15 protein-coding genes and 2 pseudogenes are annotated in these 25553 nt (G+C 41.2%); 9 read left to right on the top strand and 8 right to left on the bottom strand.

The annotated features are described in order from the left end of the window. Positions 1-26 precede the first annotated feature (26 nt). The 4 genes and pseudogenes from V7K56_RS26520 to V7K56_RS26505 all read left to right on the top strand — a co-directional run. Positions 27-3326, top strand: a pseudogene (locus V7K56_RS26520) (phycobilisome rod-core linker polypeptide); the annotation flags it as partial. Positions 3327-3726: 400 nt separating this feature from the next. Further along, positions 3727-4215, top strand: a complete 489-nt coding sequence (gene apcA / locus V7K56_RS26515) for an allophycocyanin subunit alpha (RefSeq protein WP_322698411.1) — start codon at positions 3727-3729, stop codon at positions 4213-4215. A gap of 65 nt (positions 4216-4280) precedes the next feature. Beyond that, positions 4281-4769, top strand: a complete 489-nt coding sequence (gene apcB / locus V7K56_RS26510) for an allophycocyanin subunit beta (RefSeq protein WP_104908010.1) — start codon at positions 4281-4283, stop codon at positions 4767-4769. A gap of 222 nt (positions 4770-4991) precedes the next feature. Next, complete coding sequence (locus V7K56_RS26505; RefSeq protein ID WP_292746978.1) at positions 4992-5198, top strand: phycobilisome linker polypeptide; 207 nt, start codon at positions 4992-4994, stop codon at positions 5196-5198. 80 nt (positions 5199-5278) lie between these two features. On the opposite strand, the gene V7K56_RS26500 is transcribed toward V7K56_RS26505, so the two are convergent. Beyond that, positions 5279-5659 carry a hypothetical protein gene (locus V7K56_RS26500; protein WP_334915216.1) on the bottom strand — a complete coding sequence of 127 codons (381 nt, stop codon included), beginning with the start codon at positions 5657-5659 and terminating at the stop codon, positions 5279-5281. A 318-nt stretch (positions 5660-5977) separates the two neighbouring features. On the opposite strand from V7K56_RS26500, the gene V7K56_RS26495 reads away from it, so the two are divergent. Both V7K56_RS26495 and V7K56_RS26490 read left to right on the top strand, forming a co-directional pair. Continuing rightward, positions 5978-7180, top strand: coding sequence for an FtsW/RodA/SpoVE family cell cycle protein (locus V7K56_RS26495; protein WP_334915214.1), 1203 nt, complete (start codon positions 5978-5980; stop codon positions 7178-7180). A 57-nt stretch (positions 7181-7237) separates the two neighbouring features. Next, on the top strand, positions 7238-8083 hold the full coding sequence (locus tag V7K56_RS26490) for a class I SAM-dependent methyltransferase (protein WP_334915213.1): 846 nt from the start codon (positions 7238-7240) through the stop codon (positions 8081-8083). Here V7K56_RS26490 and V7K56_RS26485 read toward each other — a convergent pair. The 4 genes and pseudogenes from V7K56_RS26485 to V7K56_RS26470 form a co-directional block, all read right to left on the bottom strand. Further along, positions 8058-10364 carry a COG1470 family protein gene (locus V7K56_RS26485; RefSeq protein WP_334915211.1) on the bottom strand — a complete coding sequence of 769 codons (2307 nt, stop codon included), beginning with the start codon at positions 10362-10364 and terminating at the stop codon, positions 8058-8060. The genes V7K56_RS26490 and V7K56_RS26485 overlap by 26 nt on opposite strands. A 13-nt stretch (positions 10365-10377) precedes the next feature. Continuing rightward, positions 10378-12606: a hypothetical protein gene (locus V7K56_RS26480; RefSeq protein WP_334915209.1), complete on the bottom strand. Its 2229-nt coding sequence runs from the start codon at positions 12604-12606 to the stop codon at positions 10378-10380. Between the two features lie 396 nt (positions 12607-13002). After that, positions 13003-13734 carry a hypothetical protein gene (locus tag V7K56_RS26475; protein WP_334915207.1) on the bottom strand — a complete coding sequence of 244 codons (732 nt, stop codon included), beginning with the start codon at positions 13732-13734 and terminating at the stop codon, positions 13003-13005. Positions 13735-13980: 246 nt separating this feature from the next. Further along, positions 13981-14262 (bottom strand): annotated as a pseudogene (locus tag V7K56_RS26470) (BamA/TamA family outer membrane protein); the annotation flags it as partial. A gap of 404 nt (positions 14263-14666) precedes the next feature. Here V7K56_RS26470 and V7K56_RS26465 point away from each other — a divergent pair. Then, complete coding sequence (locus tag V7K56_RS26465; RefSeq protein ID WP_334915205.1) at positions 14667-16031, top strand: lipid-A-disaccharide synthase-related protein; 1365 nt, start codon at positions 14667-14669, stop codon at positions 16029-16031. A 175-nt stretch (positions 16032-16206) separates the two neighbouring features. On the opposite strand, the gene V7K56_RS26460 is transcribed toward V7K56_RS26465, so the two are convergent. Then, positions 16207-16929: a response regulator transcription factor gene (locus tag V7K56_RS26460; RefSeq protein WP_104908003.1), complete on the bottom strand. Its 723-nt coding sequence runs from the start codon at positions 16927-16929 to the stop codon at positions 16207-16209. Positions 16930-18201: 1272 nt separating this feature from the next. Between V7K56_RS26460 and V7K56_RS26455 the strand changes: the two genes are divergently transcribed. Both V7K56_RS26455 and V7K56_RS26450 read left to right on the top strand, forming a co-directional pair. After that, positions 18202-19551, top strand: a complete 1350-nt coding sequence (locus V7K56_RS26455; protein WP_334915203.1) for an ATP-binding response regulator — start codon at positions 18202-18204, stop codon at positions 19549-19551. Between the two features lie 16 nt (positions 19552-19567). After that, positions 19568-20692 (top strand): hybrid sensor histidine kinase/response regulator, encoded by a 1125-nt coding sequence (locus tag V7K56_RS26450; protein ID WP_334915200.1) that lies wholly within the window; start codon positions 19568-19570, stop codon positions 20690-20692. Between the two features lie 580 nt (positions 20693-21272). Here the strand turns inward: V7K56_RS26450 and V7K56_RS26445 are convergent. Together V7K56_RS26445 and V7K56_RS26440 are read right to left on the bottom strand one after the other, a co-directional pair. Then, entirely contained in the window at positions 21273-23036 is a 1764-nt protein-coding gene (locus V7K56_RS26445) for a ShlB/FhaC/HecB family hemolysin secretion/activation protein (protein WP_442940184.1), read from the bottom strand. Positions 23037-23504: 468 nt separating this feature from the next. Beyond that, a complete protein-coding gene (locus V7K56_RS26440; protein WP_334915510.1) occupies positions 23505-25280 on the bottom strand; it encodes an SWIM zinc finger family protein in 1776 nt (591 codons plus the stop codon). Positions 25281-25553: the final 273 nt, after the last annotated feature.

The following is a 25553-nucleotide window of genomic DNA, read 5'->3' as shown; positions in this document are numbered from 1 at the left end:
CTTATGATGGGAGTTTTACAAATCCGATGAGTGTTAAGGCGAGTGGTGGAAGCTCGGTTGCGCGTCCGCAACTATATCAAACCCTAACTGTATCCACAATTACCCAAGCGGAGCAGCAAGACCGCTTCTTGGGAAATGGTGAACTAGATGAACTGGCAAGCTATTTTGCGTCTGGTGCAAAGCGTCTAGAAATTTCTCAGACGTTGGCGGACAATGCCGAGATTATTGTGTCTCGAGCTGCCAACCGGATTTTTGTTGGTGGTTCGCCAATGGCTTTTTTAGAAAAGCCCAGAGAAGTAGAAATAGTACCTGTTAGTGCTGTTGCTGGTGCTAATGCTCAACAAGGGATGCAACTGGGAACTGTAACCTACGTTGAAAGTCGTGGTGGGTTCCTAGAAAATTTACGCTCAATATTTAACTCATCCCCCAGCGGTCCGACACCTCCAGGTTTCAGACCAATTAACATTGCTCGTTATGGCCCGAGCAACATGGCCAAGAGCTTGCGGGATTTATCCTGGTTCTTGCGCTACGCTACTTATGCGATCATTGCTGGCGACCCCAACATCATCGCGGTGAATACAAGGGGTTTGCGGGAAATCATTGAAAATGCCTGCTCTGGTGAAGCAACGCTAGTAGCTTTGCAGGAAATCAAAGCTGGGGCACTTTCATTTTTCCGCAATGATGCTGAGGGTAGAGAAATTGTGTCTCAGTACATGGATGTTTTGTTAACAGAATTCAAAGCAGCCACACCCTCAAATAAACTGCGCCAACGCCCTTCTATTGACCAGCAAGGGTTAGAATTGCCGCAAATTTACTTTAACGCGGCAGAACGGCGTCCCAAGTTTGTGATGAAGACTGGGTTATCAAGTAGCGAAAAAAATGAGGTAGTAAAAGCGGCCTATCGACAAATCTTTGAGCGCGATATTAGCCGTGCTTATAGCTTGTCCATATCTGACCTGGAATCCAAGGTTAAGAATGGCGACATCTCTATGAAAGAGTTTGTCCGTCGTCTAGCTAAATCTCCTCTTTACCAAAAACAGTTTTATCAGCCTTTTATTAACAGCCGAGTCATCGAACTAGCTTTCCGTCACATTCTAGGACGGGGGCCAAGTAGCCGAGAAGAAGTACAAAAATACTTCTCGATTATTTCTAATGGTGGTCTACCAGCCTTAGTAGATGCCTTAGTAGATTCTGCTGAATACGGCGACTATTTTGGCGAAGAAACAGTACCCTACCTGCGGGGTCTTGGTCAAGAAGCACAAGAATGTCGCAACTGGGGGCCACAGCAAGACCTGTTTAACTACAGCGCGCCTTTCCGCAAGATACCTCAGTTCATCACCACATTTGCAGCTTACGAGCAACCGCTACCAGATCAACATCCCTACGGTTCTGGTAACGACCCCTTGGAAATTCAGTTTGGGGCGATTTTCCCGAAAGAAACTCGCAACCCCAGTACCAGTCCGGCTCCTTTTAGCAAGGATACCAAACGCATCCTGATTCACCAAGGAGCAGGGATTAATAACCAAAATAGTAATCCCAAAGCGCGGGGTGAAGCTCCTGGTACTCTTGGTCCCAAGGTGTTCAAATTAGACCAACTGCCTGGTACTAGAGGTAAAAAGGCTCCCAAAAGTTCTAGTATCAGATACTCCGAAAGCTCCACGCAAGCAGTGATTAGAGCTGCTTACCTGCAAGTTTTCGGTCGCGATGTCTACGAAGGTCAGCGCCCGAAGGTATTAGAAATCAAGCTGGAAAACGGTGACATTTCAGTGCGGGAATTTATCCGTGCTTTAGCTAAGTCAGATGTATTCCGCAGCCTGTACTGGTCATCGCTGTATGTTTGTAAAGCGATCGAGTATATTCACCGCCGCTTGTTGGGTCGTCCAACTTATGGTCGTCAAGAAATCAACAAGTACTTTGATATCGCTGCTAAACAGGGCTTTTACGCGGTAGTTGATGCCATTATTAACAGCGTAGAATACAGCGAAGCCTTTGGTGAAGATACAATTCCTTACGAACGGTATCTGACTCCTGGTGGTGTAGCAGGACGACAATTGCGCGTTGGTAGCATTCGTGATGACATTGCGGCAACAATCCAGAAGGAAGTAACACCGAGCTTTGTAACATTGGGTACAGTAACACAAAATCGGTCAGAACCAGATATTCAGTTCCGCATTAACCAAGGTGTCAGCAAGCAACGGGAACAGACCAAAATCTTCAAATTGGTGGCGAATACTACTGACAAGGTTGCAATAAAAACTTTGATCAGCGCTGCGTATCGTCAGATATTTGAGCGGGATATTGCACCCTACATCGCCAAAAACGAATTTAGCAAATGGGAAAGCAAGTTGGGGAATGGCGAAATTAGCGTGAAGGAATTTATTGAAGGTTTGGGTTACTCTAACCTCTACCTGAAAGAGTTCTACACACCTTACCCCAACACCAAAGTGATTGAGTTGGGAACCAAACACTTCTTGGGACGTGCGCCACTAGACCAAGCAGAAATCCGCAAGTATAACCAGATTTTGGCTACTCAAGGTATTCGTGCCTTTATTGGTGCTTTGGTAGATAGTGTGGAATATAACCAAGTGTTTGGTGAAGATACAGTGCCTTACCGTCGCTTCCCGACCCTGCCAGCGGCAAACTTCCCGAATACAGAGAAACTGTACAACCAGCTGACCAAGCAAAACGATGACGTAGTTGTACCAAGCTTTAAACCAGTACAAGCCCGTGTCGGAGTTAGTAACGATACACCGCTTTTGGTACAGGCGATCGCAGATATAGCAACGCAAACAAATGGTCAGCCATCTTTTGCTGAACTGGGTCGTTCCTACAACGATGCTAGCGGACAATCCACGGATATGGGTGTGCGTAAACATGCACGTATTTACCGTCTAACAGAAAACACCAACCAAAGCGAAAAACAACAGGCAATCAATGCCATTTATCGTCAAGTATTGGATGTATTTAGCGGTGAAGTGCCTGACAATTTCCGTCGCATTGACCTAGATAACAAACTCCAAAATGGTGAAATTTCCGTGCGGGAGTTTGTTCGTGAACTAGCTAGTTCTCAAATCTATCGCCAGCGCTTCTTATCACCTTATCCTCATACCAAGGTCATTGAGTTCCTCTTCCGTCATCTGTTGGGGCGTACACCCGCAACTCAGGAAGAAATTGGCCAGTATAACAAGCTGCTAGCCGATAGTGGTTTGTCAGCTGCTGTAGAAGCAATAGTCGAAAGTCCAGAATATAACCGCTACTTCGGTGAAGATGTTGTACCTTACAACCGCTTTCCATCTTTGCCAGTAGGTAACTACCTCGGCAGTGTAGCGGTTGATTAAGGAGTAGGGAGTAAGGAATAGGGAATAGAGTACAGATTATTTACTGTTCCCTATCCCCTGTAACCTTTCCCCCGTCCCCATCGTAACCTTTCGTAATACCGCTCTCAGATTGCAGTTAAAACAGTAAATTCTGAAAAGCAATATTACAAAGTATTAAGAGCAGTCATAAATGCTCAACAGAATGCCGGAAAATGTTTTCCGGAAGGTAACTGAGTTTGAAAGCTTGTGTACTTCTTATGTTGACTCAAGCAAACTCGTAATTTATTAGCCGTAGCAGTTGTAAAACTGTTGTGTTTAAAAAAACGAGAGAACAAACTCAGTAAACCAAACTCAAAGTCGCACCAGTTTAATCAAATCCTGGTTTCATTAGTATTGGAGGAATCCATTAATGAGTATCGTCACGAAAGCTATCGTGAATGCTGATGCAGAAGCTCGCTACCTCAGCCCTGGTGAGTTAGATCGGATCAAGTCCTTTGTTACAAGTGGTGAGCGCCGGGTGCGGATTGCTCAAGTTTTGTCAGAAAATCGCGAACGGCTGGTTAAGCAAGCTGGCGATCAACTATTCCAAAAGCGTCCTGATGTTGTATCTCCTGGTGGTAACGCTTACGGTCAAGAATTGACTGCTACTTGCCTGCGTGACCTAGATTATTACCTCCGCCTCGTTACCTACGGTATCGTTGCTGGTGATGTCACCCCCATCGAAGAAATTGGTGTTATTGGTGCCCGTGAACTGTACAAGTCCTTGGGAACTCCTATCGATGGTGTTGCTGAAGGTATCCGCGGGCTGAAGAATGGCTCTGCGTCACTGCTCTCTGGTGATGAAGCTAGTGAAGCCGCTGGCTACTTCGACTACCTAGTTGGTGCCCTTCTAGGATAGGGTAAAGCTGTTTACCTACTTAAACAGAAGTATTGCAATACGGTTGGAAATAAGGAATTAACAACATGGCTCAAGACGCAATTACCGCTGTCATTAACTCCGCAGACGTTCAAGGTAAATATCTAGACTCTTCTGCTTTAGAGAAGCTAAAAGGCTACTTCTCCACTGGCGAACTGCGAGTACGTGCTGCTAGCACCATCAGCGCTAACGCTGCTGCGATCGTCAAAGAAGCTGTAGCAAAATCTTTGCTGTACTCTGACATCACCCGTCCCGGCGGCAACATGTACACCACCCGCCGCTACGCTGCTTGCATCCGTGATTTGGACTATTACCTCCGCTATGCCACCTACGCTATGTTGGCTGGCGATCCTTCCATCCTAGATGAGCGTGTGCTCAATGGCTTGAAAGAAACCTATAATTCTTTAGGTGTTCCCGTCGGTGCTACCGTACAAGCTATCCAAGCAATCAAGGAAGTAACTGCCAGTTTGGTAGGTTCTGATGCTGGTAAGGAAATGGGCGTTTACTTAGACTATATCTCCTCTGGCTTAAGCTAAGAACTAGTTTGCGCTTAAGAATTTAGGTGCGGCTTTATTAAGGTCTGGAAATCAACCGTGAGTGCTAGAACGTTATATTGCTTATCTTGGTAAATTATCAGTGATGAGTGTTGGTGGTCTAGTATTGATGTTTGATTTCCAGCCTTTGAATGATTAAAAGATTTGCACTCAAGATTTTGAGATAAAAAAGTTTTCGCAAAGTATACAGGAGATTTTCAAGATATGTCCCGTTTGTTTAAAATTACTGCTCTAGTTCCCAGCCAAACCCGAATTCGTACCCAACGCGAACTGCAAAATACTTACTTCACTAAACTAGTTCCTTATGAAAACTGGTTCCGCGAACAACAACGCATTCAAAAAGCAGGTGGCACAATAATCAAGGTAGAACTGGCAACTGGTAAGCAAGGTGCTAATACTGGCTTGTTGTAATTCTGTAAATAGAATATTATTTTAGGGAATTGGTAAGAGGTCGAGAAAGACCTCTTTTTTATGGCTTAAATTTTTGCAAATCAAAAGTTAAACATATTTAAAAGGCGATAACCTCGAGTATAAAGTGGAACTGGAGCGTCAGCGTTCTGTCTATTCTTAGTCTGTTCAACAGTTTCATCAAACACAATTAGCGTTTCTTTCCCAACTTTCAGCCAGTCTTGATATGGCACGCTCATATCTTCTTCAATACCACCAATATTAGATGTAACCATTGCCCGGTAAGCTTCATTAAATTTCCTGCTGAACCGGAAATCTACTGAAATTCTTAGACCTTCTGTTTTCCTTCTTACTGTTTGATGCAATCCACGGGGATCATTAAAGTACATTGTGCCGTGTTGTAGTTGTGCTTCTGTGTAGGAGACAAACATCGGAATATCTCGACCTTCATCGAAGTCTGACATTACTTGCATATCCCATTGAGGAATTATCAATACTTAATTGAGTCATGACCATGCTAATTACTGAGTATAAAAATTTTTAAGTGTTGATTGGCGATGCCTTTTCTACAAGACGCTACGCGTAGCTTGCTGCTATTGTAGGGATACGACGGGCATAGCTAACGCAATTTCTTAGAAACATTGATTGAGCAGTGTATTGAAGTTGACAACTTTAAGATTTATGGTTGCAAAGCCTACTTATAAGTTATAAGTTATGATTTATGAGTTTTATTTGAGTTTTATTTTTAACTCCTAATTTCTAACTTTTTACCTGTACTGATCGTGAATCTACGCCACCTGATTCCAATTTTTGATAGTTCAGTCTCCAACTGGGCATTAGAAGCGCGGTTGTTGCGCTGGTTAACCTTGATTTGGCTGTTCGTCGGCTTGATCATGCTATTTTCAGCATCATATCCTGTCGCTGATGCCCGTCAGAATGATGGTTTGTACTACTTTAAACGTCAACTGCTTTGGGTCTTAGTTTCTTTAATCGGATTCAATATTATTGTTAATTCGCCGTTGCAGAAAATTTTGGGATTATCCCATTGGTTTTTGTTGCTGTTTTTGGGGTTAATTTTTGTCACACTGATCCCAGGATTGGGAAAAAAGGCTTTTGATGCAGCGCGTTGGATTGCGATCGGACCAATTCCGATTCAACCTTCAGAACTAATAAAACCCTTTTTGGTGTTGCAAAGTGCGCGGCTTTTTGGTCAGTGGGAACGAATTAGTTGGCGGGTTCGCTTCGCTTGGTTGGGTGTTTTTGGTCTGGTACTTTTAGGAATTCTTGCCCAGCCTAACTTGAGTACAACGGCACTTTGCGGTATGACTATCTGGTTAATTGCTTTAGCAGCTGGCTTACCTTACAAGTACTTGGGAGGAACAGCAATTGGTGGAGTGATGTTGGCAATACTCAGTATTAGCATCAAGGAGTATCAGCGTAAACGGGTGATGTCATTTCTCAATCCTTGGGCAGATGCCACAGGAGATGGCTACCAGTTGGTGCAAAGTTTACTCGCTGTGGGTTCTGGTAAAACTTGGGGAGCGGGATATGGGCTTTCTCAACAAAAGCTGTTTTATTTACCAATTCAAGATACCGATTTTATTTTTGCGGTGTTCGCTGAAGAGTTTGGCTTTGTTGGCAGTATGGTGTTGTTAGTACTTTTAGCTATATTCGCCACTCTTGGATTAATTGTGGCGCTGAAGGCTAAAAATATAGTACATAGATTAGTAGCGATCGGCGTAACCATTTTAATGGTAGGACAATCATTGCTCCACATCGGTGTTGCAACAGGTTCTCTACCAACTACTGGCTTACCTTTGCCTATGTTTAGTTATGGTGGTAATTCTATGATTGCCAGCTTAATAGCTGCTGGATTGCTGATTCGCGTAGCACGTGAGAGTAGTGAAGCTGAGGTAGTTCCATTGCGAAAATCTCTGCTTGAAAATGGGCGTAGACGCCGAGCTTTTCATAAAACCAGGAATTGAGCTAGCAAAAGTTACGATAGACAAAGTTTTACGCTCTTTGCAGGAATTGAATAGATTATGGAAAACTTAAAACAAGCAATAATCAGCTACTCCAGTACAGACCTCAAACAGCGTAAACATTGGTATTCTCCGGCAGCAGAAGCTTACAATCAGGCAAGACCATGTTATCCCCAAAATTTGATTAGCCAGGTTGTGGAACTTGTTCAACTCTCCACTGACTCAAAAATTCTGGAAGTTGGATGTGGCCCTGGAACTGCAACAGTAGGCATCGCTCAATTGGGTTGCTCTGTAATCTGCTTAGAACCCAATCCAGATTTTTTCAGGTTAGCTCAACAAAATTGTCAACCCTATTCCAATGTAGAGATACAGAACACATCCTTTGAAGAGTGGGAACTTAAGCCATTTGAATTTGATGCCGTTTTAGCAGCAAGTTCTTTTCATTGGATATCACCAGAAGTTGGATATCCAAAAGCAGCAAATGCCCTAAAAGAAAATGGCTACCTGATTTTATTGTGGAATAAGGAACTTCAACCCAGCTACGAAGTATACCAAAGTTTATCGCAAGTCTATCAACTACATACTCCATCTCTTGACCGATATGAAGACCAAAAAACTCAAGAACATATCTTGAGGCAATTAGGAAATATGTCCATTGATTCGGGGCAATTCAAAAACTTGAGAACAGGACAAGTTATATCAGAAGTAACCTACACTGTCGATGAATATTTAACACTTTTGAACACTTACTCGCCATACATAAAATTAGATCCAGAAACTAAAGAATCTTTATTTTTAGGATTGAGACGTTGCATAGAAGATAATTTTGGAGGCAGTCTGCAACTTTCATATATCTCTGCTTTTCACATCGCCCAAAAAGTTACCTCTGAGGTAAGGGAGTCTTAAATGGGCTATTGTTAGGTGGCAAAGTAGGTGGAATTGGGTTAATACTAGGTATAGGAGTAGGCTGTACTTTTTTGAGGACTGTGATTGCAAATCCTCTTTGCTGGGATTGTTGCTTACCAGATATATCATTTACTAGAAGTCCGATTTGAGGGGGAAAAGCTTGATTGACTGGAAGCTTAATTGCGTCAACTGCTGGAACGTCATTGCCGTATGGTAGAAGTTTAACCTGAATATTTTCTCCCTCTACTCTCCAACTCAGGCTAGCAGATTCACCTTCCTTGAGAACCAAATTTGGTTGTTCGCTACCGTTGATTTTAAAAGAGACAATTTTAAATGGTTTTGGTAATATTCCAATTTTTGATTCAGTCTTTTTTAAACTAGTTTTTTGACTGCCATTGTTAGGAAAAGCTTTGATTTCAAATACAAAGTTTCCGGCTTTAGTTGCTGACAAAGGAATATTTGTACATCGCAGTTGTTGATTTTGTTGTGTACATAGCTTTTGAAGTTTCGGGTCAGTAATATTACCTTGATTAAATTTATAAGTAATTGGCTGACTATATAATGTACCATCATCTGCACTGCCAGCAAGTTGAATTTGCGCTAACAATAATGGACGAGCAATTGCCCAGCTTAAAAGAATATTTTGACCTTTTGTATACACTGGTTTATCTGCTTGAAAACTAAGTACTTCTGCAATTTGTTTTTCAGCTATTTCTACTTGAGTGGTTTGGCTGGCTATTTTATTATTAGGAGAAAATAATTGTATACCATTACGATAAAATGCTTGTAACTCAAAAGTATAATTACCTTTTGTTTTCACTCCAGTTTTAACATTGCTACAAATTAGCTCTTGTTTATCTTGTACTTGACAAGGAGGTATTTCACTAGCACTTCCCTTACCCAGTGTTTCAGGAATGCCATTGCTAAAGTTGTATGTAATAGGCTGGATAGGTTGCGAACCTTTGGCCGTTAAAACCAACTTTTGCAATTGTTGATAATTGTGAATGTCCCACTTCAAAGATACTTCGTCGCCTTCAGTGATTTGAGAGTCATTTGCACTAAAATTTTCTAATCTCAAAGGATCGGGGTTTAAAATTCGCCAAATAATGAATCCTATCCCTCCTAATAAACCCAAAACTACTAAAATTAACAGCAAAAATTGCCACCAAGGACGAGGTTTCCATACCAATGTTCCTTGAGGCAATGTATTAGGTAAAGGTAAATTTTGTTGGTCTTTGATGTCGAGTTGAAAGTTGATCGCTAGCCCTGCACCAAACCACGGTCGTCGCCACCAAGGTCTGGGTTTGACCATCAAATTAGCCACAGCACTTTTATTGGGTAATAATCTTACTTCAGTAGGTTCAAATTTGTAAGTATATAGTTCTTCTTCGTCTCGACTTTTTAAGTTTAATATCAGTTCGCGGACAATATTACCTTGGTTAGCTAGTGATAATTCGTACTTACCAAGACTACGGCTAACTTGTGCCAAGATGGTATGAAGTTCTATATCTAGGCGATAATTTGTTGGAATTTGGATATACACCAAATCCAGCAGTACCAAGTCTGGAGAGTTTTCCGAATACAAGCGGATTGTTGGAGAATAGCTTCCTGCGAGGGTATCACCAGGTGGGTGAAATTTCAACAATATTTGACCTTGAGTACCAGGGTTGAGTTCTAGTGCAGTTACGTCAGAAACTAACCCTGGTCCCTCAAATCCAGTTGCGGGATAATTAATTGTGAACCAGTCATCATCTAAATCTGGGCAATTCAAGCGAAACCTATCTACGAGATAAGAGCGATTATCAACTATTACCTCCACTTGCTGAGGTTCATTAGGATTGAAAATTAGCGGTTTATTGGGGTTGGTGTTAGGTCTAAGAGAAAATGTCGGATCGTTTACCCGAATTGCTGTCTGTTCTTTTAGCAGAACCTTAATTTGATTTGGGAAGGTTATAGGAGTATCTTGGGGATAATGTAGAGGAGAATCTACAACTAGTGTATAGTCATAAGTTCCGGGGAGAGCGTTTGCAGCAATTTGAAACTCAAATTTTACTTCGTCGCTACTTTGTTGAGAATCTAATGCTAAACTTTCTCTCGGAGAACTAGACCAGCCAGTTAAATTTTGAAATACTTCGTCAAAAACAAAATATAAGTCAATAACCGCACTTTGATCTCCCTGATTAATTACAACAACATAGAGTTCAATGGTATCTCCTGGCATCCCAAATTGAATTCCAGGTGGGTTGATAATAACTTGTAGTGGATTGAATTTAGCTTGCATATCATCGATTTCCTTATTTGATGCGGTGTAGTTTGACCTGAAAATCTTCACCACCACTTACAATCATGGTTCCTTGATTGGTTTTCAAATCGATACTATTGATTTTTTTAGAGCTTTGGTAAATTTTTTCACCTTCTGCGGTTCTGTTGAGATGATGTTTGGGGTTTAAGTGCCAAACCACAATTCGCCCATCATCGCCACCACTTACTAAGAGATTACCATCATCACTAAATGCTAGAGTCCGCACAGATGTTTTTGATGCTGACCAGCGGTCTAATGGCGAACAATCAAGTTTATTTACTTTTTCGAGGGGATTCGGATTTTTAATAGTTTGGCACTGATTCAAATTCCAAATCGTAATAAATCCCGCAGAATCAGAGGTTGCAAGAATTTTTTCTGTCGAGTTAGGAACAAAAGCTAATGCCCAAATATAGTCTTCACGCCCAACTAATGGATCCAGTTTTTCTAGATTTTGCACTGATAAACTTGGCGATTGTTTATCAGATTGAGTTTGATTCCACTGCCACAAGATGAAACGCTTAAAGTTTCCAGCAATTACTAGAGTTTTTGCATCTGGGCTAAGATTTAATGCTCGGACTTGGAAACCTGATAGTTTCAATGTACTTTGTAGGTCGATAACTTGCGGTTCTGGCAGAAAATCGCTGTTAGGCGCTGGTCTTGACCATAATCTCACTTTACCACTACCATAACCACTGAATAAGTTAAGTGAGTTTGAGGTGAAAGCTAAGTCAAAAACGCGATCGCCTTTTGCTTTCGGATCTTTAAAGTCCTGAAGTTGTCTAATCTTGGCACCTGAAGGAACATCTCTAAGTTCAATTACACCATTATCTAAACCAACAGCCACGTGATCGTTTTGTAACGGCATGAAGCGTAAGACTTCTACAGCGTCATCAGTAATCGTCATCAAACCTTTGGGCTGTTGCTGTTGCTCGCAAGCAACAGGCTGCCCAGCGTATGTTACTCTGTCATCGGGATCTAAATTAGCAGCACCAATTCTCCAAAGTCTTAATGTACAATCATCTGAGCCACTGACCACAGATAAACCAATACCGCTAAAACGCACTGAGTTTACAGAACGGGTATGCATTACATCTCTGGGTTGCAGGATTAATGCTAAGAGTGCCGCTAATAGTGCAATCGCAGCCAATTGTAGCCATAAAGGTATAATTGGCAAAGTCTCCACTTCTAATGTCTGCGTGGCTGGGTCTGTACTCCCTAAACGTTGGTCGGATAACTCCGATTTAGCCTCCAGCAACAAAGTTTTACCGATTCCCACCCAAGGGCGTTTTGTTTTAACTTCGAGGATGACTTTACTTGTTTCTCCTAGATGGAGATTGGCGGTTTCAGGAAGCTTTTTGAAACTACATTTTCGCCAGTCTCTACCTTGTACCTGCACATTAATTTGCTGATTGAGATTGCTAGCATTTTTAAATAGTAATTCAAAGGAAGCTGTATCAGATTTCCAGTCAGGCAACCATGCAAATTTGCTGGGAATTTTCAGATGTTTTTCTGTGGTGGTAAAGTCTATAAAACCTACAGGTAAAACTTCAATGTTGCCTCCAGCATTAGTTGGATAACCATTATTGCTAACAGCTTCAATGGTAAAAGGGTAATTTTGACTGGGCGCTTGCACGACAGAAGGAGGTTGACATTGGAATGTGGCTTCTGCTAAACCACCTGGGTCTAAGGATAATCGGCGTTCTGCACTGCCTGCCAGCCAAGACGGATCGACGCCTGAAAAACGTAGCATTACCTCAGCTGGTTGTTGCCCCAAGTTCCGCACCCGTACTGGTATATCGACAGAATTACGAGGATAAACTTGGAACTCTCGTACAGGCAATTCTACACTTAAATGTGTTGGTCTGTTGTCTCGCTCTATTTTCAAGCGCAGCACAAGTCTGGACTGTTGTGCTAATTGCGGTGAAAAAATATTTACCATCAGGTTGACAGTACCAACAAATCCCGGAATGGGTGTGTTGAATACGAAAACTTGGAAGATAGTACTACTGCCTGGTGGCTTGGCTGCTGCTACCTCTGGTTCGAGTCTATACCAGCGATATCCTGTGTTGCGGATTTCTCCGGCTGCGGTAATTTCTATCTGAAAATTGACAAAGCGATCGCTGTCATTATTGACAGTTACCTCAAATGATACAGGGGTATCACCTGGACGAAAGGTTAAGTTCTGAGTAGAAAGGCTGGCATTAATAACACTTTTTTCCATACTATTACTTATAATATTTTTTTATCTTCTGGATGATTAGCACTATTAAAAAATTAATGTCTTGCGAAAACGTGATAGTAGTCCTTTTGCTTTGATGATTGAAATATATATATATCAGACTCTTATTTGATTTTTGAACAAGACTGCGAAATAATACGGTAATAAATAAAAGTATAATTAATTGCATTATTATTATTACGCATTTATCAGTTGGGATACTGCCATCGGGAATATTCCGGCAACAATCAGCCGAGAATATAGCACTTCATGCTATACCTTCTCTAGGAGATGCTCCGCGTAGCTTGCTTCCCCGAAGGGGTACGCTAACGGCGAACTACAAAATTTTATCGCTCTGCGTCCAGATGCGCGTAAGGTTGGGAAAGCGTAGACTTCATATTACTTTTCAGATATATAGATTTTCAGTTGAATGCTTTCTTTCAAGCTACTAAGGTAAGCTAGCAGCGCATAAATAAAAATCACAATTCCGACCATTTCCAAAAACTCTTCAACAAATATGCCAATTAACGATATTAGGGTGCGTCGCCCAAAATCTATTCTCAAAACTCCACCCACCATTTCCATACCTAAGGCTCCACCCACATAAACAACTGCGGCAATCAGAAATAAATACCGAGTCTTGTGAGGGAGATGGAGCAAAAATTTTAGATATTTAAAGGCAAAAACTACTACTAAAACAGCGCCAGGAATAACCCAGGTTTCGTAAAATAGAGGATTGAGATGAAGCGATTCTCGCACTGACGGAATGATCAAAATCTCGTGAAAACTAAATGCTTCATCCAAACTCAAATAGAAAAATATCAAATATAAGGTTTTCCAGTAAATAAAATAGCGGTCTTTTGTCTTAATAGCGGTAATGAGTTTAAGTAATCCTGAGCAAAACAATAGAGTGAATGAAGAATACCAGGCAGGAATATTCAATTCTTCATTTAGACTAAATACTTGGTAAAACCATTTGGTAGCTGGGAAAGGAAACCTCAAGAGCCAGAAATAGCCACTTAGAGCGCCTGCTAAGGTGAGGCAGATAACTGTGACACTTAAACGTCGAGTAATTGTTTTAGCACTGAGATGAATTGGGAACTCCACACTATGGGTTGAGAGTTGCTGCATACGAATATTGAGTTAATTTTCTCTATGTTGAACAATTAAGAGGAAATTATCTCATGTAAGCAAATAATATGAACAAACTGTTATGGAACTTTGACTACGGAAAATCTTAGATTTTGAACGGAATGGCGATCGCTAATAAAGATATGAGTGAAAAAGAATGTAGAAAAAGAAAAATAGCACTGCTACGTCTGCACAAGGAGTTGGATAATGGATATTTAATTTTTGGATACAACGCCTTAATTCAGATTAAAATCGCTGCCTAATTCCTAGATGCACCTTGCTTTCTCCCTGGTCATTAATGCCATAGTCAGCCCGAATTAAGCCTAGTGGTGAATTTAATCGCACTCCCGCCCCATAACCAAAACCATAGCCTGGTTTATCCCGCACACCTGCCGGATCTCCTAATACAGTATCACCAGAGCCTAAATATGAGGCGAAGTCGGCAAATAATACACCGCCGACATTTTGATCTTGATAGCTGATTGTACCTACCAATCCCTGATCGGCATTGTAACTACCACCCAAGTTAACATCACGCGCCCCAGTTTCTTTGAGTTGGTAGACTAAATTAAGTTTTGTCGCATCCCCTTCTAAAGCAACATTCACACTCTCAAATAAACCAGTACGATACTACCTATCCAAAATTGATGTTAGTTGTAAGGAAGCAAAGAAATAGGGATAATACTAAGTTCCAGCTTCTTCGCCAATTTCCTTATTTATCGTAAATCAAAGGGTTTAAGAAGACCCCAACTCTTGGAGACGCTACGCGTAGCTTCCCCAAAGGAGTACGTGAACGCATAGCTTCAGTTACCCTGGGGGAAGCAAGCTACAGACGGGGATTTAAATACCGACTGAAACTCTCTTGAATTTTGAATTTTGAATTGTTAAACCTCTTACCCAAACAGACAGTTAATTTTGATATTTTGTTTCTTATGAGTAATGTATCTCGGTCATCTCTAGCTTCTAACTCTCAATCTGCAACTTCTCCTTTGCGGTTACTTGTATTAAGTAATGGTCATGGGGAAGATATGATTGCAGTTCGGATTTTGCAAGAACTCCAACGACAACCAAACCCACCAGAGATATTTGCTTTACCTCTGGTGGGTGAAGGACGTGCTTATGAACAGTTAGATATCCCCTTTATCGGCTCAGTCCTGAATATGCCTTCTGGCGGCTTTATTTATATGGATGGCCGCCAATTAGTCCGGGATGTAGGCGGTGGTTTATTGCAACTTACCCTCAGCCAAATTAAAGCTATCCGACGTTGGGTGAGTTCTCAAAAAAAACTAGGTAATAAAAGAGCAATTTTAGCAGTGGGAGATATTATCCCGCTGTTGTTTGCAACATTCAGTGGTGCTAATTATGCTTTTGTCGGTACGGCAAAATCTGAATATTATGTGCGAGATGAAGCTGGATTATTACCACGGAAATCTAAAGACACACGTTGGGAAAACTTTTCAGGTTCAGTTTACCATCCTTGGGAACGTTGGTTAATGAGTCGTCGCCGTTGTAAGGCAGTATTCCCTAGAGATGCGCTGACGGCGGAAATATTAAAACAATGGCCAATTCCAGCTTTTTCTTTGGGTAATCCGATGATGGATGGTCTAGAACCGACGTTTTCACGCCAACAATTTTATAGTCAGAATACCCAACAGCAAGAGACAGTTCGACCTTTTGTAGTGACTCTTCTTCCTGGTTCTCGTGCGCCAGAAGCATACACTAACTGGCAAACAATTATGATTGCCGTATCTGCATTGATGGCAAGTTTTCAACAGCGAGATTCAATCTTCTATACTTCTAACAAAATAGTGTTTTTAGGTGCGATCGCTCCTGGTTTAGACTTTAATATTTTATCCCAAACTGTGCAATCCCAAGGCTGGCGCCCTGAATCAGCATTTCCTATTAAACTTCGCGATCCAAATATATTGACATTTAAACAGAGAAATGCCTATCTGCTATTGACACAAAAAGCCTATAATGATTGCTTGCATTTGGGAGATTTAGCGATCGCAATGGCAGGTACAGCCACAGAACAGTTTATCGGTTTAGGCAAACCTGCGATCGCAATTCCCGGTAATGGGCCACAATATAATCCTGGCTTTGCTGAATCTCAAAGTCGTCTACTGGGATCGTCTTTGATTTTAATCAATCAACCGACAGAAGTAGCGAAGGTTGTACAATCTCTATTTAAAAATCCTGATAATTTGCAAATTATTGCTGAAAATGGTGAGCGACGCATGGGCAAACCGGGAGCAGCACTACGTATTGCTAATTACTTGCGGGAAAGATTGGGATAATAGGGTATTGGGCAAAACAGTGTTGAGTGCTGTTAGCGGTAGCGGGGCGTTTAGCCCGTGCTGTTAACTTTCTTTAAGGCGTTGAGCCAGTGCTAAGTTAGGATTTAGGAGTTAGGGGTTAGAAGTAAGGAGTTACTCTCCTTATCTCCCCCATCTCTCCCTTGTCCCTAATTCCTCACGCCACCAATCCCGAACGTAAGGCCCTTACAGCAGCTTGGGTACGGTCATCAGCACATAGTTTATTTAGAATATTACGAACATGGGTTTTTACAGTACCAACTGTAATGTAGAGTTTCTCGGCAATTTGACCATTACTACACCCAGCTACAATCAACTCTAGAATTTCCAATTCCCGTTGAGTCAGAGGGTATGTTTCCAAAACTTGCTCGTATTCTGTCGCCAGCGCCTCAATTTTTACAGTTTTCGGCTTATCAGAACCTTGGCTTTCTCCAGGAATACCTTGGCGCATCTTCCGCAATACGACGTTGGCAATTGCCGGATCGATCCAAGAGTTACCGCCGTGAGTTGCTTGAATTGCCTCAGTTAATTTACTTATGCTGGTTTCTTTCATATAATAAGAATCAGCACCAGCTGCGAAGGCTGCAAGTACAGCATCCTCTGTATGATCCATTGTCAAGATGAGAATCTTCGTAGTAGATTGCCCATTTTCAGCCTGGGAGCGTTTGAATTTACGAGTGAGTTCAATGCCATCCATGTCAGGCAAGCCGATATCTACTACCGCTACATCTGGCTTTGCCGTCTCTAAAAGTTTTAATCCTTGGGTAGCATTTGCTGCTTCGCCAATTACTTTCAATGCACTATGAGACTGTAATGCTGCTCTTAGCCCCATTCGCGTTAAGTCATGATCTTCAATTAAAATAATACTAATTTCATTCATCGTTACACTCACTCTTGCGCTGTTTGGCATCTTTACAAAGTATTAGCTTTTGTAACTATTATCTCTTATTTTCCCAAACTAAAGGTAGATGATATTTCAACCTGTCTGCATCCACCGATAGAAATAATAAGTACCCAAAATTTTTATATTTAGATAGAGGACAAATCTAGCTGGAGGTATATGGATACTTACACAAAAAGCATGAAATATTGAAACGAATGCCAAATTGCTTCTTCTTGCTGACAATTCAGCTTTGAGTTGCCATGTTCCATTCATTAATTAGTATTATTTTGGCTCAAACTTTAAAAAAGCTTACAAAAATGAAAAAATTACACCGAGTAAAAGTTGCTTTCCGAAAAAGTGAACGATGGTTTCGAGCGATTTTTAACCAAACCTTTGGATTCATCCGATTGATAGAGCCAATATAAATCCTCATAGAAGAGAATCAGGCAGCGTTGAAATTTAGTGGAATTACAACAGCAAAGTAATTTGTAGTTATCGGTGAAGAACAAGTTCCTCAGACTTTCTACAGGATATAATACCAACCCTCTGTGCGAATCACTCCCCTTTTAGGTTTTGAATTTTTGTCTAACCTTTGTCGGGAATCTTTCTTCGACATTAAGGTTTGGTAATTTTGCGAACATATATAAGTTCGATTATAAGTTCGATATAGCTGGGGAAATACTAGCACAGACGTGGCGATCGCTAAGAAAATTGTCGAAATTTTAGGAGATAAGATTACTTCAGATTCACAAATAGGTAGAGATAGTACTTTTTTATTTATCTGGTCTAACTAACCTGATAGGTAAAACCATTCAAGCTTATGGTACACGATAATGCTATGCAACTCTCACCAATGACTGACGACGGTGGCTTGCTCACTCATTTACAATTGTTTTAAGTTTAGTAAAGTACTTTATTTTACTTTATATAAACTGTGTCTGCTTGTTAATTACTAGTTTTTTGAGGGATATTGGTCATTTACTTGGAATTTAGTTCCCAAAGTCTGGTAAATTAACCAGATTGAAGATACAACAGACTAAATTCAACTGAATAAAAAGCCTGAAAGAGTGATTAACATACTACTAATGGAGGATGACGAAATTGAAGTGATGAATGTCAATCATGTATGAAAGTAGAGATTATGCAAAATGTTTTAGTCAATCAAATTACAGATTTTAGATGTCCGAAAATCTTATATTCTTTAATTGGATAATCTGAAAAGTGAAATATTATAGATCAACCTATGTTTGGCGGCGAAAATAAAAACCGATGGAAGAGACGCTGAAAATTTTGGTTGTAGACGATGATAAAATAGACCGGATAGCAATCCGTTCTGCACTGACTACAACAGGTGTTCAGATAGAACTGTCTGAAGTAAGCAATGGGAATGATGCATTCTCTGTCTTAAGCACTACTGCCTACGATTGTGTTTTCCTCGATTATCGCTTACCAGAGCAGGATGCACTAACTTTGATTCAACAGCTAGGTTCTTCGGAAATTAAAGTTCCTTTAGTAATCCTAACTGGTCAAGGAGATGAAAAAATTACTCTCCAATTATTAAAAGCTGGTGCTACAGACTATCTTTCTAAGTCTAGAATATCCTCAGAAACTTTGTTGCAGGTTTTGCGGAGTGCAATTCGGATTTATCGGGCGGAAATGCAGGTAGATTTGGCAAATCGGCAGCTTAGAGAAAGTCACGAACAACTCATTTGTAAGAACCAAGAATTGGAGAGACAACAGCAACAAATTCAAATGCAAAACTTCAAGCTATTAGAGGCATCACGTCTAAAATCACTTTTTTTAGCAACTATTTCCCATGAACTTAGAACGCCGATGAATGCGATTATTGGTTTTTCGCAAATACTGTTGCGTCCTAAGTTTGGTCAATTAACGCAGCAGCAAGCAGATATGGTTGAGCGCATTTTGAATAATGGCAAGCATTTACTGATGCTACTCAATGAAGTTCTCGACTTTTCCAAGCTGGAGGGAGGAAGATTAGATTTCAAGGCGGAAATATTTGATGTATCAAAAGTAATCAATCTCGTTGTAAGTGAAATGCATTCCCTAGCTGAAGCTAAAAATCTTTCATTGTTAGTACAAACAGATTTGCAAAATCCTTTGGTATTTAACGATCCGGTTCGTGTCAAACAGATTTTAATTAACCTCCTCTCCAACGCCATTAAATTCACAGAGTCTGGTGGAATTTGGGTTGAGGTTAAGGAACTACCTGCAAATCGAATAGTAATTATTGTTCAAGATACAGGTATTGGCATAGCCCCCAAAGATTTTAAACACATTTTTGAAGCATTTCGACAAATCGATCAAACTATCACTCGCAAATATCCAGGTACAGGTCTGGGTTTGGCAATTATAGATTCGCTAGTGCGAATGATGGGTGGTAAAATCTTTCTTGAGAGTAAATTGGGGGTGGGTTCAATGTTTAAAATTGAATTACCACGTCAAATTACATTACCAACAGTAGCAGCCAATGCTCCAGCTTCACAGTTAGATAATGACGATTTTTTTTGGTCTGCACAAAATCCTCATCAGTCATCTTCTCAAACCAGGAAAGTACCAATAGAATATCCTAAATTTAAAAATTATTTCCAAAAAACCTGATAAAAATTTATAAATCATGTCTGTAGTTGAAAATAATAAAATTGATCGTATCTTAGCAGTTGACGATACTCAAGATAATCTCATTTTGGTTCAAGCAATTTTAGAAAGTGAGGGGTATAAAATTGATTTGGCTTCAGATGGAATAAAGGCTTTACGGCAAATTGAGCAATCTCCACCCGATCTGATTTTGTTAGATGTAATGATGCCGGGGATAGATGGTTATGAAGTCACACGTCGAATTCGGAATAACCCTGCAATCTCTTATATTCCAATTCTGTTGATTACTGCCTTTCATCAATCCAGCGTTGTCGAAGGTTTGGATGCTGGTGCTGACGATTTTATTCGTAAACCATTTGATACTGATGAACTATTGGCAAGAGTGCGATCGCTATTACGTCTCAAGCACAGTCTGGACGAACAACAAAAAATGGCCCGCCAACGGGAAGACTTTGTTTCCCGTCTGACTCATGATTTGCGGACTCCTTTAGTAGCCGCCGATCGCATGTTGAATTTGTTTGAAATGGAAACATTCTGCAAAATTTCGCCAGAAATGAAACAGGCGATTGCAGTGATGATTCGCAGTAACCAAAACTTGATGGAGATGGTGAATACCCTGTTAGAAGTCTATCGCTTCGAGGCAGGTAAAAAAACGTTGAATTGGGAAGAATGCGATTTACGTGAGATATCTCAAGAAGTAGTCAGCGAACTAAGTCCTCTAACTAATGAAAAAGGCTTAACTCTAGAAATTGATACCCGTGAATTAGATCCACTAAGTCAAAACGCTGGTATTATCATGGGCGATCATTTAGAATTACGGCGAGTGTTAAACAACCTGATTGCAAATGCCATCAAATTTACAGATACAGGAGGCATAACAATCCGCATTTATGAAACATCATCTAATCCAGGAGATCCAGATTTGGTAATAATTGAGGTACAAGATACAGGATATGGGATTGCACCAGAAGATCAAGCAACAATTTTCGAGCGATTTCGCCAAGGCAGAAATAAACGCTCAGGTAGTGGCTTAGGACTACATCTATCTCATCGCATTATAAAAGGACACGCAGGAACTATTAAGGTCGCTTCTGAACTAGGTAAAGGTAGTTTATTTACTGTGCAACTACCTAAAAACACTTAAGTTATTCTCCTTTACCACCAATTATTTTGCGGATATCTCCCAAGAAATTACATTTAATTTTTGATGTGTTTTTATGCCCCTAACAAAAATTAAATTAGCTTAAATTATATGGATTAATTACAGTACCATTTGAAGGTTAATCCAATCAGAATATTGCCGGATAATATCGTGTTCGCAAAGGGCAGGCTTGCAGTGAGCGACTCGTACCGAGCAAAGTCGAGGTCAGCCGAACGGGAGCAGGGGGAAAAAGGCTTTTGGGATTTTTGTACAGATACGGTAATCAGAAGTAATTAACCGGACTTGACATAACTTGCCTCTTCCAATATTTGTATACTCCCAACGGTAGATGTATTGATAGACAAAAATAATTAAATTATATTTTTGTATCATTCTATAGATAGTAGAAATAACTATTTTACAAAGTTATTATTCAACCAATTAATGCCTGAAAAACGTGTATGCACCCTGGAATCATAACCCAGGGTTTTTTTTATAAAAACCTAGATAATCATAGTTTTTTCATCATTGACTACTGTCTATATCCACCCTTAAATTTTAATAGGGTGGACATGGACGGCGGTTAAAAAGGATTATAGAGTAAACTAAAATACAGACCGTTTTCTTGTAATGTTCTCTGATCATTTGAGTTTACAGATACTAAAGGAATACCCCAGTCAAGACGAACGGTGAAGCGATCGCCCTGTGCCCAACGCAACCCCAGACCAACAGAGGCTAGAGTATTAGGATTAGGGTCGGGATTCTCTTTATTAAAACTATTCCAGCCAACACCAAAATCTACAAACGGCACAACCTGTAAGATGCTATTGATCTGGGGTAAGCGCAGAATTGGCACTTGAACTTCCGCAGAAACAAAAGTGCCATTATCCGTCAGCAGATAATCTTGACGGTAGCCGCGAATGCTATCTTGGCCACCTAAGCCAAATTGCTCTATAGGCAAAAGTGCTCTAGATGCTAGTTGTGTATTTAAACGAAGTAATAATAAGGTTTCAGGTGCTAAAAGGCGTGCCCACTGCGCTTGCCCTTGCCAAGCAAAAAAACGGCTATCAGGAGCATCTTGATTAACCGTGGCATCCAACACATCTATGCCCAAACTGAATTGAGAGCGTAGGGCGATGACTTCCCGACTGTTACGATTTGTCCATTCTTGAAAAAATCGCAACGCAGATACCCTAGTGCGTCCCTGATCATCAGCACCAGGCGAAAGTAGAGAGGGGGGAAACCCTCCTTCGCTCTCTTTTTGTAGTTTCCACGAGATATCACTTTCGCGTCGGGAGGCTGTCAACCCAAGGGCGAACTCTTGTGTCGGAGTTTGAACTATTGGTTGGCGGAATGTCAGTTCGTAGTAGCGAGAAGCCGAATCGATATCTAAAGCGTCGAAAGGAGGCTCAATGACATGACTCGATGTAGTGCCATAGTTAAAGCTAAGAGTTCCATTGCGGGGATTAAGAGGTAATATGTAACTAGCGTCAAAGGAGTTGCTACCATCAGTGTTGGTGTAGCCTAAACTCAGACCATCTCCCAATCCGAGTAAGTTGGCTTCATTCAATCTTAACCCGCGTCGGAAACTGCCAACACTGGGCGATCGCCCATTATCAAGAACTATTTGCCCACTAAAGGTTTTTGCCTCACTGATTTTAACTTCCAAAAGACTCGTACCCGGTTGCGATCCTGCTGAGAGTTCAGCAGTCACGTTTTTAATCAAAGGATTAAGTTGCAAAAGTTGCAGTGCCTCTAGTAAACGCTGGCGATTCAGAGGTGGTGATGTGGCGATTGCTAGTCGGCTGCGGACATAATTCGGATTCAACCGCCGAGTCCCAGTTACCTGGATATCTTCTAATTTACCTTCAATTACCTGAATTTTTACAATACCCGATTGGATTGTTTGGGGTGGAATCAAGGCACCAGAAGTAATATAACCATTTTTGACATATAGCTCAGTAATTTTAGAACGTGCTTGAAACAATTCAGTCTGTGAGATTGGTCGTTTGGTAAATTCAGCAGTGGCTTGGGCTAACTCTTGGGCACTGAAGACTGTGCTACCAATAACTTCAAACCGATCAACAACAATAGTTTGAGGAAAGTTGCTAGAGGGTGGTTCCTCAGGTGTGGGAGTTGGGGCAGAGGGTGGAAATAGTTCTGCTGGTGGGGGAAGTGGCTGTGGCACTTCAGGTGAGGGAAGTGGTGAAGGTGTGGTGGGTGGTTGGATATCCTGTGGTGGTGGAATTTGTTGTGATAGGATGAAATTACTAGTTGGTAATTTTGTAGTATCAACAGCCTGAGCTTTCAGTGGACTTAAAGATGTACTGCCCAGTAATAGAAGCATACTCAGCGGTAAGCACGACACTATAAGATTCTGAGGGTATTTATCAATCATCGCACCAGACTATTTTTTGTCAGTAACTATGGGATTATACGGGGACTGCTTCAGATGTGAATCTTACTTCATCTTTTGTCGCTAAAGTTGATATCTTGAGCAAATCTCAATTTAAAAGCTAAATCATCTGGTTATTGCAGACTTAAAAGTATCAATGGGATACAGCAGTTTTCTTTTGCATCAAGTCCAAAGCTACGCATTTTGACGCAAAAAGTAGGAACTCTTTATATCTGATGCGTGAGTCCTGCATTTTATACCTCAGTTACTTGCAAACTCCTGTATCTTGTGAAATCAATTATGCGTTGCCCAAAATCCTTGGTAGGTAAAATTCATGTAGTCAAAGGTTTCTCGTCAGAGTAGCGTCTTTGTTTAAAGAAGGGTTGTGCCTACGTCATTTTCAGTCCTATATCTCATTCTTCACTCCATACCGCTTTCCTTAAACATTCCCATCAATTTACGTTTCCGAGCGTGGGTTTGCATCAAGTTTTCCCGATAGCTTAACCAGTCAGCTTTCTTCCCAGATTCTAGGTAGGCATTACGCGCCTTTTTCAACCATTCAACCGCGTAATAGTAGTATTCGGCTTTACCTGCATCCATAATCTTTTCGGCACGGCGACGAGCATTGGCAATCACCCAACCAGGATTATGAGCTATAGCAACATCCATAACTCGGTGAATTAACTCTGAACGATCAGAACTTAGTTCATTAGCGATCGCAATTGCATCATCAATTAGCCCTTCATGCAAGAATATATCCACCTTGGCTGATTCTGTTTCCCAACCATTATAAGTACGGACAATTCTCAGCAGGTCTGTTTTGACACTTTCCCAGTTTTTCCCAGCCAATTCTGCCATCTTTTGGTAGTCCACAAAGGATGGCTTTACTTGAAAAGCCGCCTTGATTGCTAATAAAGCAGCTTCACTATTACCCAACTCAATAGCTAAATCACTTGTCCAAATTCCCAATTCGTACTGACAATTACCTGGTAAATTTAATCCACTCTCGGCTATATCTAGTGCTTGCTGTAATGCCCCCTGAACACTGAGTGTTTTCGCTAGGGCAAAGGCTTCTTCCATTGAGTTCATCTGAGTTTGAGCAGCATCAATTGCTTCTTCCACCCTGCCTAAACGCCCCAACATTGTCAGATATTGCTGGGTTTGCCCTTCCGCTTCTGCTAAATATAGGTATTCTTGATAACGTTCTTGACGTTCAAGAATTTTCAGGCGAATTAATGCCAAATCATCAGCATAATCTGGTACGTCTTCTTCCCAAGCTCCTCTTTCAGTAATGTTACCTTGGAGAACTTGTACCAGCGGCGGATAATCCCAACCTTGGCGTAAAGCCTCCATAACTAGACCAAAATCAGCATTCCACTCATCCTGCCAAGCTTCTAAATTTATTTGAATATCAACTTTTTCTTCTGGAGTAAGTTCGGCAATTAGAATTGCCTCACACCAAGCATTATTTAATTCGCCGACAATTTCATCGTTTTCAGCCCCGTATTCGGCAACATCATCCCAATTTTCGGCACAGGTAGAGGTAATTGCTGACAAAATAGCGATCGCATTTTCACCTTCTCCCCGTTCGCTAAAATCAACCGCAGTTTGCACTACACTTAGCAAATCTTCACCAATCGGGTCTTCTTCGTATCCTTCCTCAAAGTAGCGCACAGTATCCTTGAGAATCTGCCGTACTTGCTGCCGAAACGGAGCGGGATCGAGAATATTGCGACGCACGAATTTTATGGTTGTTTGGTTGTCAGCAGGATTCGTCATCCAACTTATATGACGATCAATCGCCTCAATTAGGGGAGGATATTCTGCTACCAACTCTTGCAGCAGCCTTTGAGTTTCGATATGATCCAGGCGATTTAGTAGTTCTTCAAGGGTGGGGCGCTGCTCAATTTTTTCTGAGTTACGCGCACAAACGAGCATCGTCGCTACAATGTGTTTGCACCACCCTTCATAGTCGTAGGCACAGGTGCATTTTACTGAGGTTAACCCACTGCTATCGAAATTCAGGTTGACATGATAAGGTCTAGCTTCGGTGCCTACAACATCTGCCTGAAGCAGATGACCACGTTGGATAACGGCATTAACAGCACCAGCGTTATAATATGCCTCGCCCCGCTGGAAAGATTTGGCGTTGGCATGACGGCGGATAGTAAATTCACTAATTTGGGGAATAGACATCGAGCGATCGCCTGCGTAAATCTTCTGGATCAATCCTAAATCCAGCTTAGTGTTACGCTAACGCGCTGTAAAGAAAAAGGTGTGGAGAGTTGGGAAGATGGGTCCCCTCTAGGGATAAAAGGTAATGGGGAGTTTAGATCAGACTGCAATTTCTATTTATTAACTAACCTGAGTTCGGGATAAGCTGAAACCCTCATTACGCCGTTGCTTAATTTTGGGATCTGTCAACGTGCTTGCGTCGTTTCAGTGAGTTAATGTTGAATAAACCTCCTT

This window comes from Nostoc sp., from assembly GCF_036917535.1.
Classification (GTDB): Bacteria; Cyanobacteriota; Cyanobacteriia; order Cyanobacteriales; family Nostocaceae; genus Nostoc.
The sequence above is the reverse complement of the archived record's forward strand: the minus strand, read 5'-3'. Positions and strand labels throughout refer to the sequence as shown.

Excerpts from the sequence above, each read along its gene's own strand:
- V7K56_RS26490 (WP_334915213.1), top strand. The coding sequence starts at position 7,238 with ATGGAAAACTTAAAACAAGCAATAATCAGCTACTCCAGTACAGACCTC.
- V7K56_RS26450 (WP_334915200.1), top strand. The coding sequence starts at position 19,568 with ATGTCTGTAGTTGAAAATAATAAAATTGATCGTATCTTAGCAGTTGAC.
- V7K56_RS26445 (WP_442940184.1), bottom strand. The coding sequence starts at position 23,036 with ATGCTTCTATTACTGGGCAGTACATCTTTAAGTCCACTGAAAGCTCAG.
- apcB (WP_104908010.1), top strand. The coding sequence starts at position 4,281 with ATGGCTCAAGACGCAATTACCGCTGTCATTAACTCCGCAGACGTTCAA.
- V7K56_RS26485 (WP_334915211.1), bottom strand. The coding sequence starts at position 10,364 with ATGCAAGCTAAATTCAATCCACTACAAGTTATTATCAACCCACCTGGA.
- V7K56_RS26465 (WP_334915205.1), top strand. The coding sequence starts at position 14,667 with ATGAGTAATGTATCTCGGTCATCTCTAGCTTCTAACTCTCAATCTGCA.
- V7K56_RS26480 (WP_334915209.1), bottom strand. The coding sequence starts at position 12,606 with ATGGAAAAAAGTGTTATTAATGCCAGCCTTTCTACTCAGAACTTAACC.
- V7K56_RS26475 (WP_334915207.1), bottom strand. The coding sequence starts at position 13,734 with ATGCAGCAACTCTCAACCCATAGTGTGGAGTTCCCAATTCATCTCAGT.
- V7K56_RS26500 (WP_334915216.1), bottom strand. The coding sequence starts at position 5,659 with ATGTCAGACTTCGATGAAGGTCGAGATATTCCGATGTTTGTCTCCTAC.
- apcA (WP_322698411.1), top strand. The coding sequence starts at position 3,727 with ATGAGTATCGTCACGAAAGCTATCGTGAATGCTGATGCAGAAGCTCGC.
- V7K56_RS26455 (WP_334915203.1), top strand. The coding sequence starts at position 18,202 with ATGGAAGAGACGCTGAAAATTTTGGTTGTAGACGATGATAAAATAGAC.
- V7K56_RS26505 (WP_292746978.1), top strand. The coding sequence starts at position 4,992 with ATGTCCCGTTTGTTTAAAATTACTGCTCTAGTTCCCAGCCAAACCCGA.
- V7K56_RS26460 (WP_104908003.1), bottom strand. The coding sequence starts at position 16,929 with ATGAATGAAATTAGTATTATTTTAATTGAAGATCATGACTTAACGCGA.
- V7K56_RS26440 (WP_334915510.1), bottom strand. The coding sequence starts at position 25,280 with ATGTCTATTCCCCAAATTAGTGAATTTACTATCCGCCGTCATGCCAAC.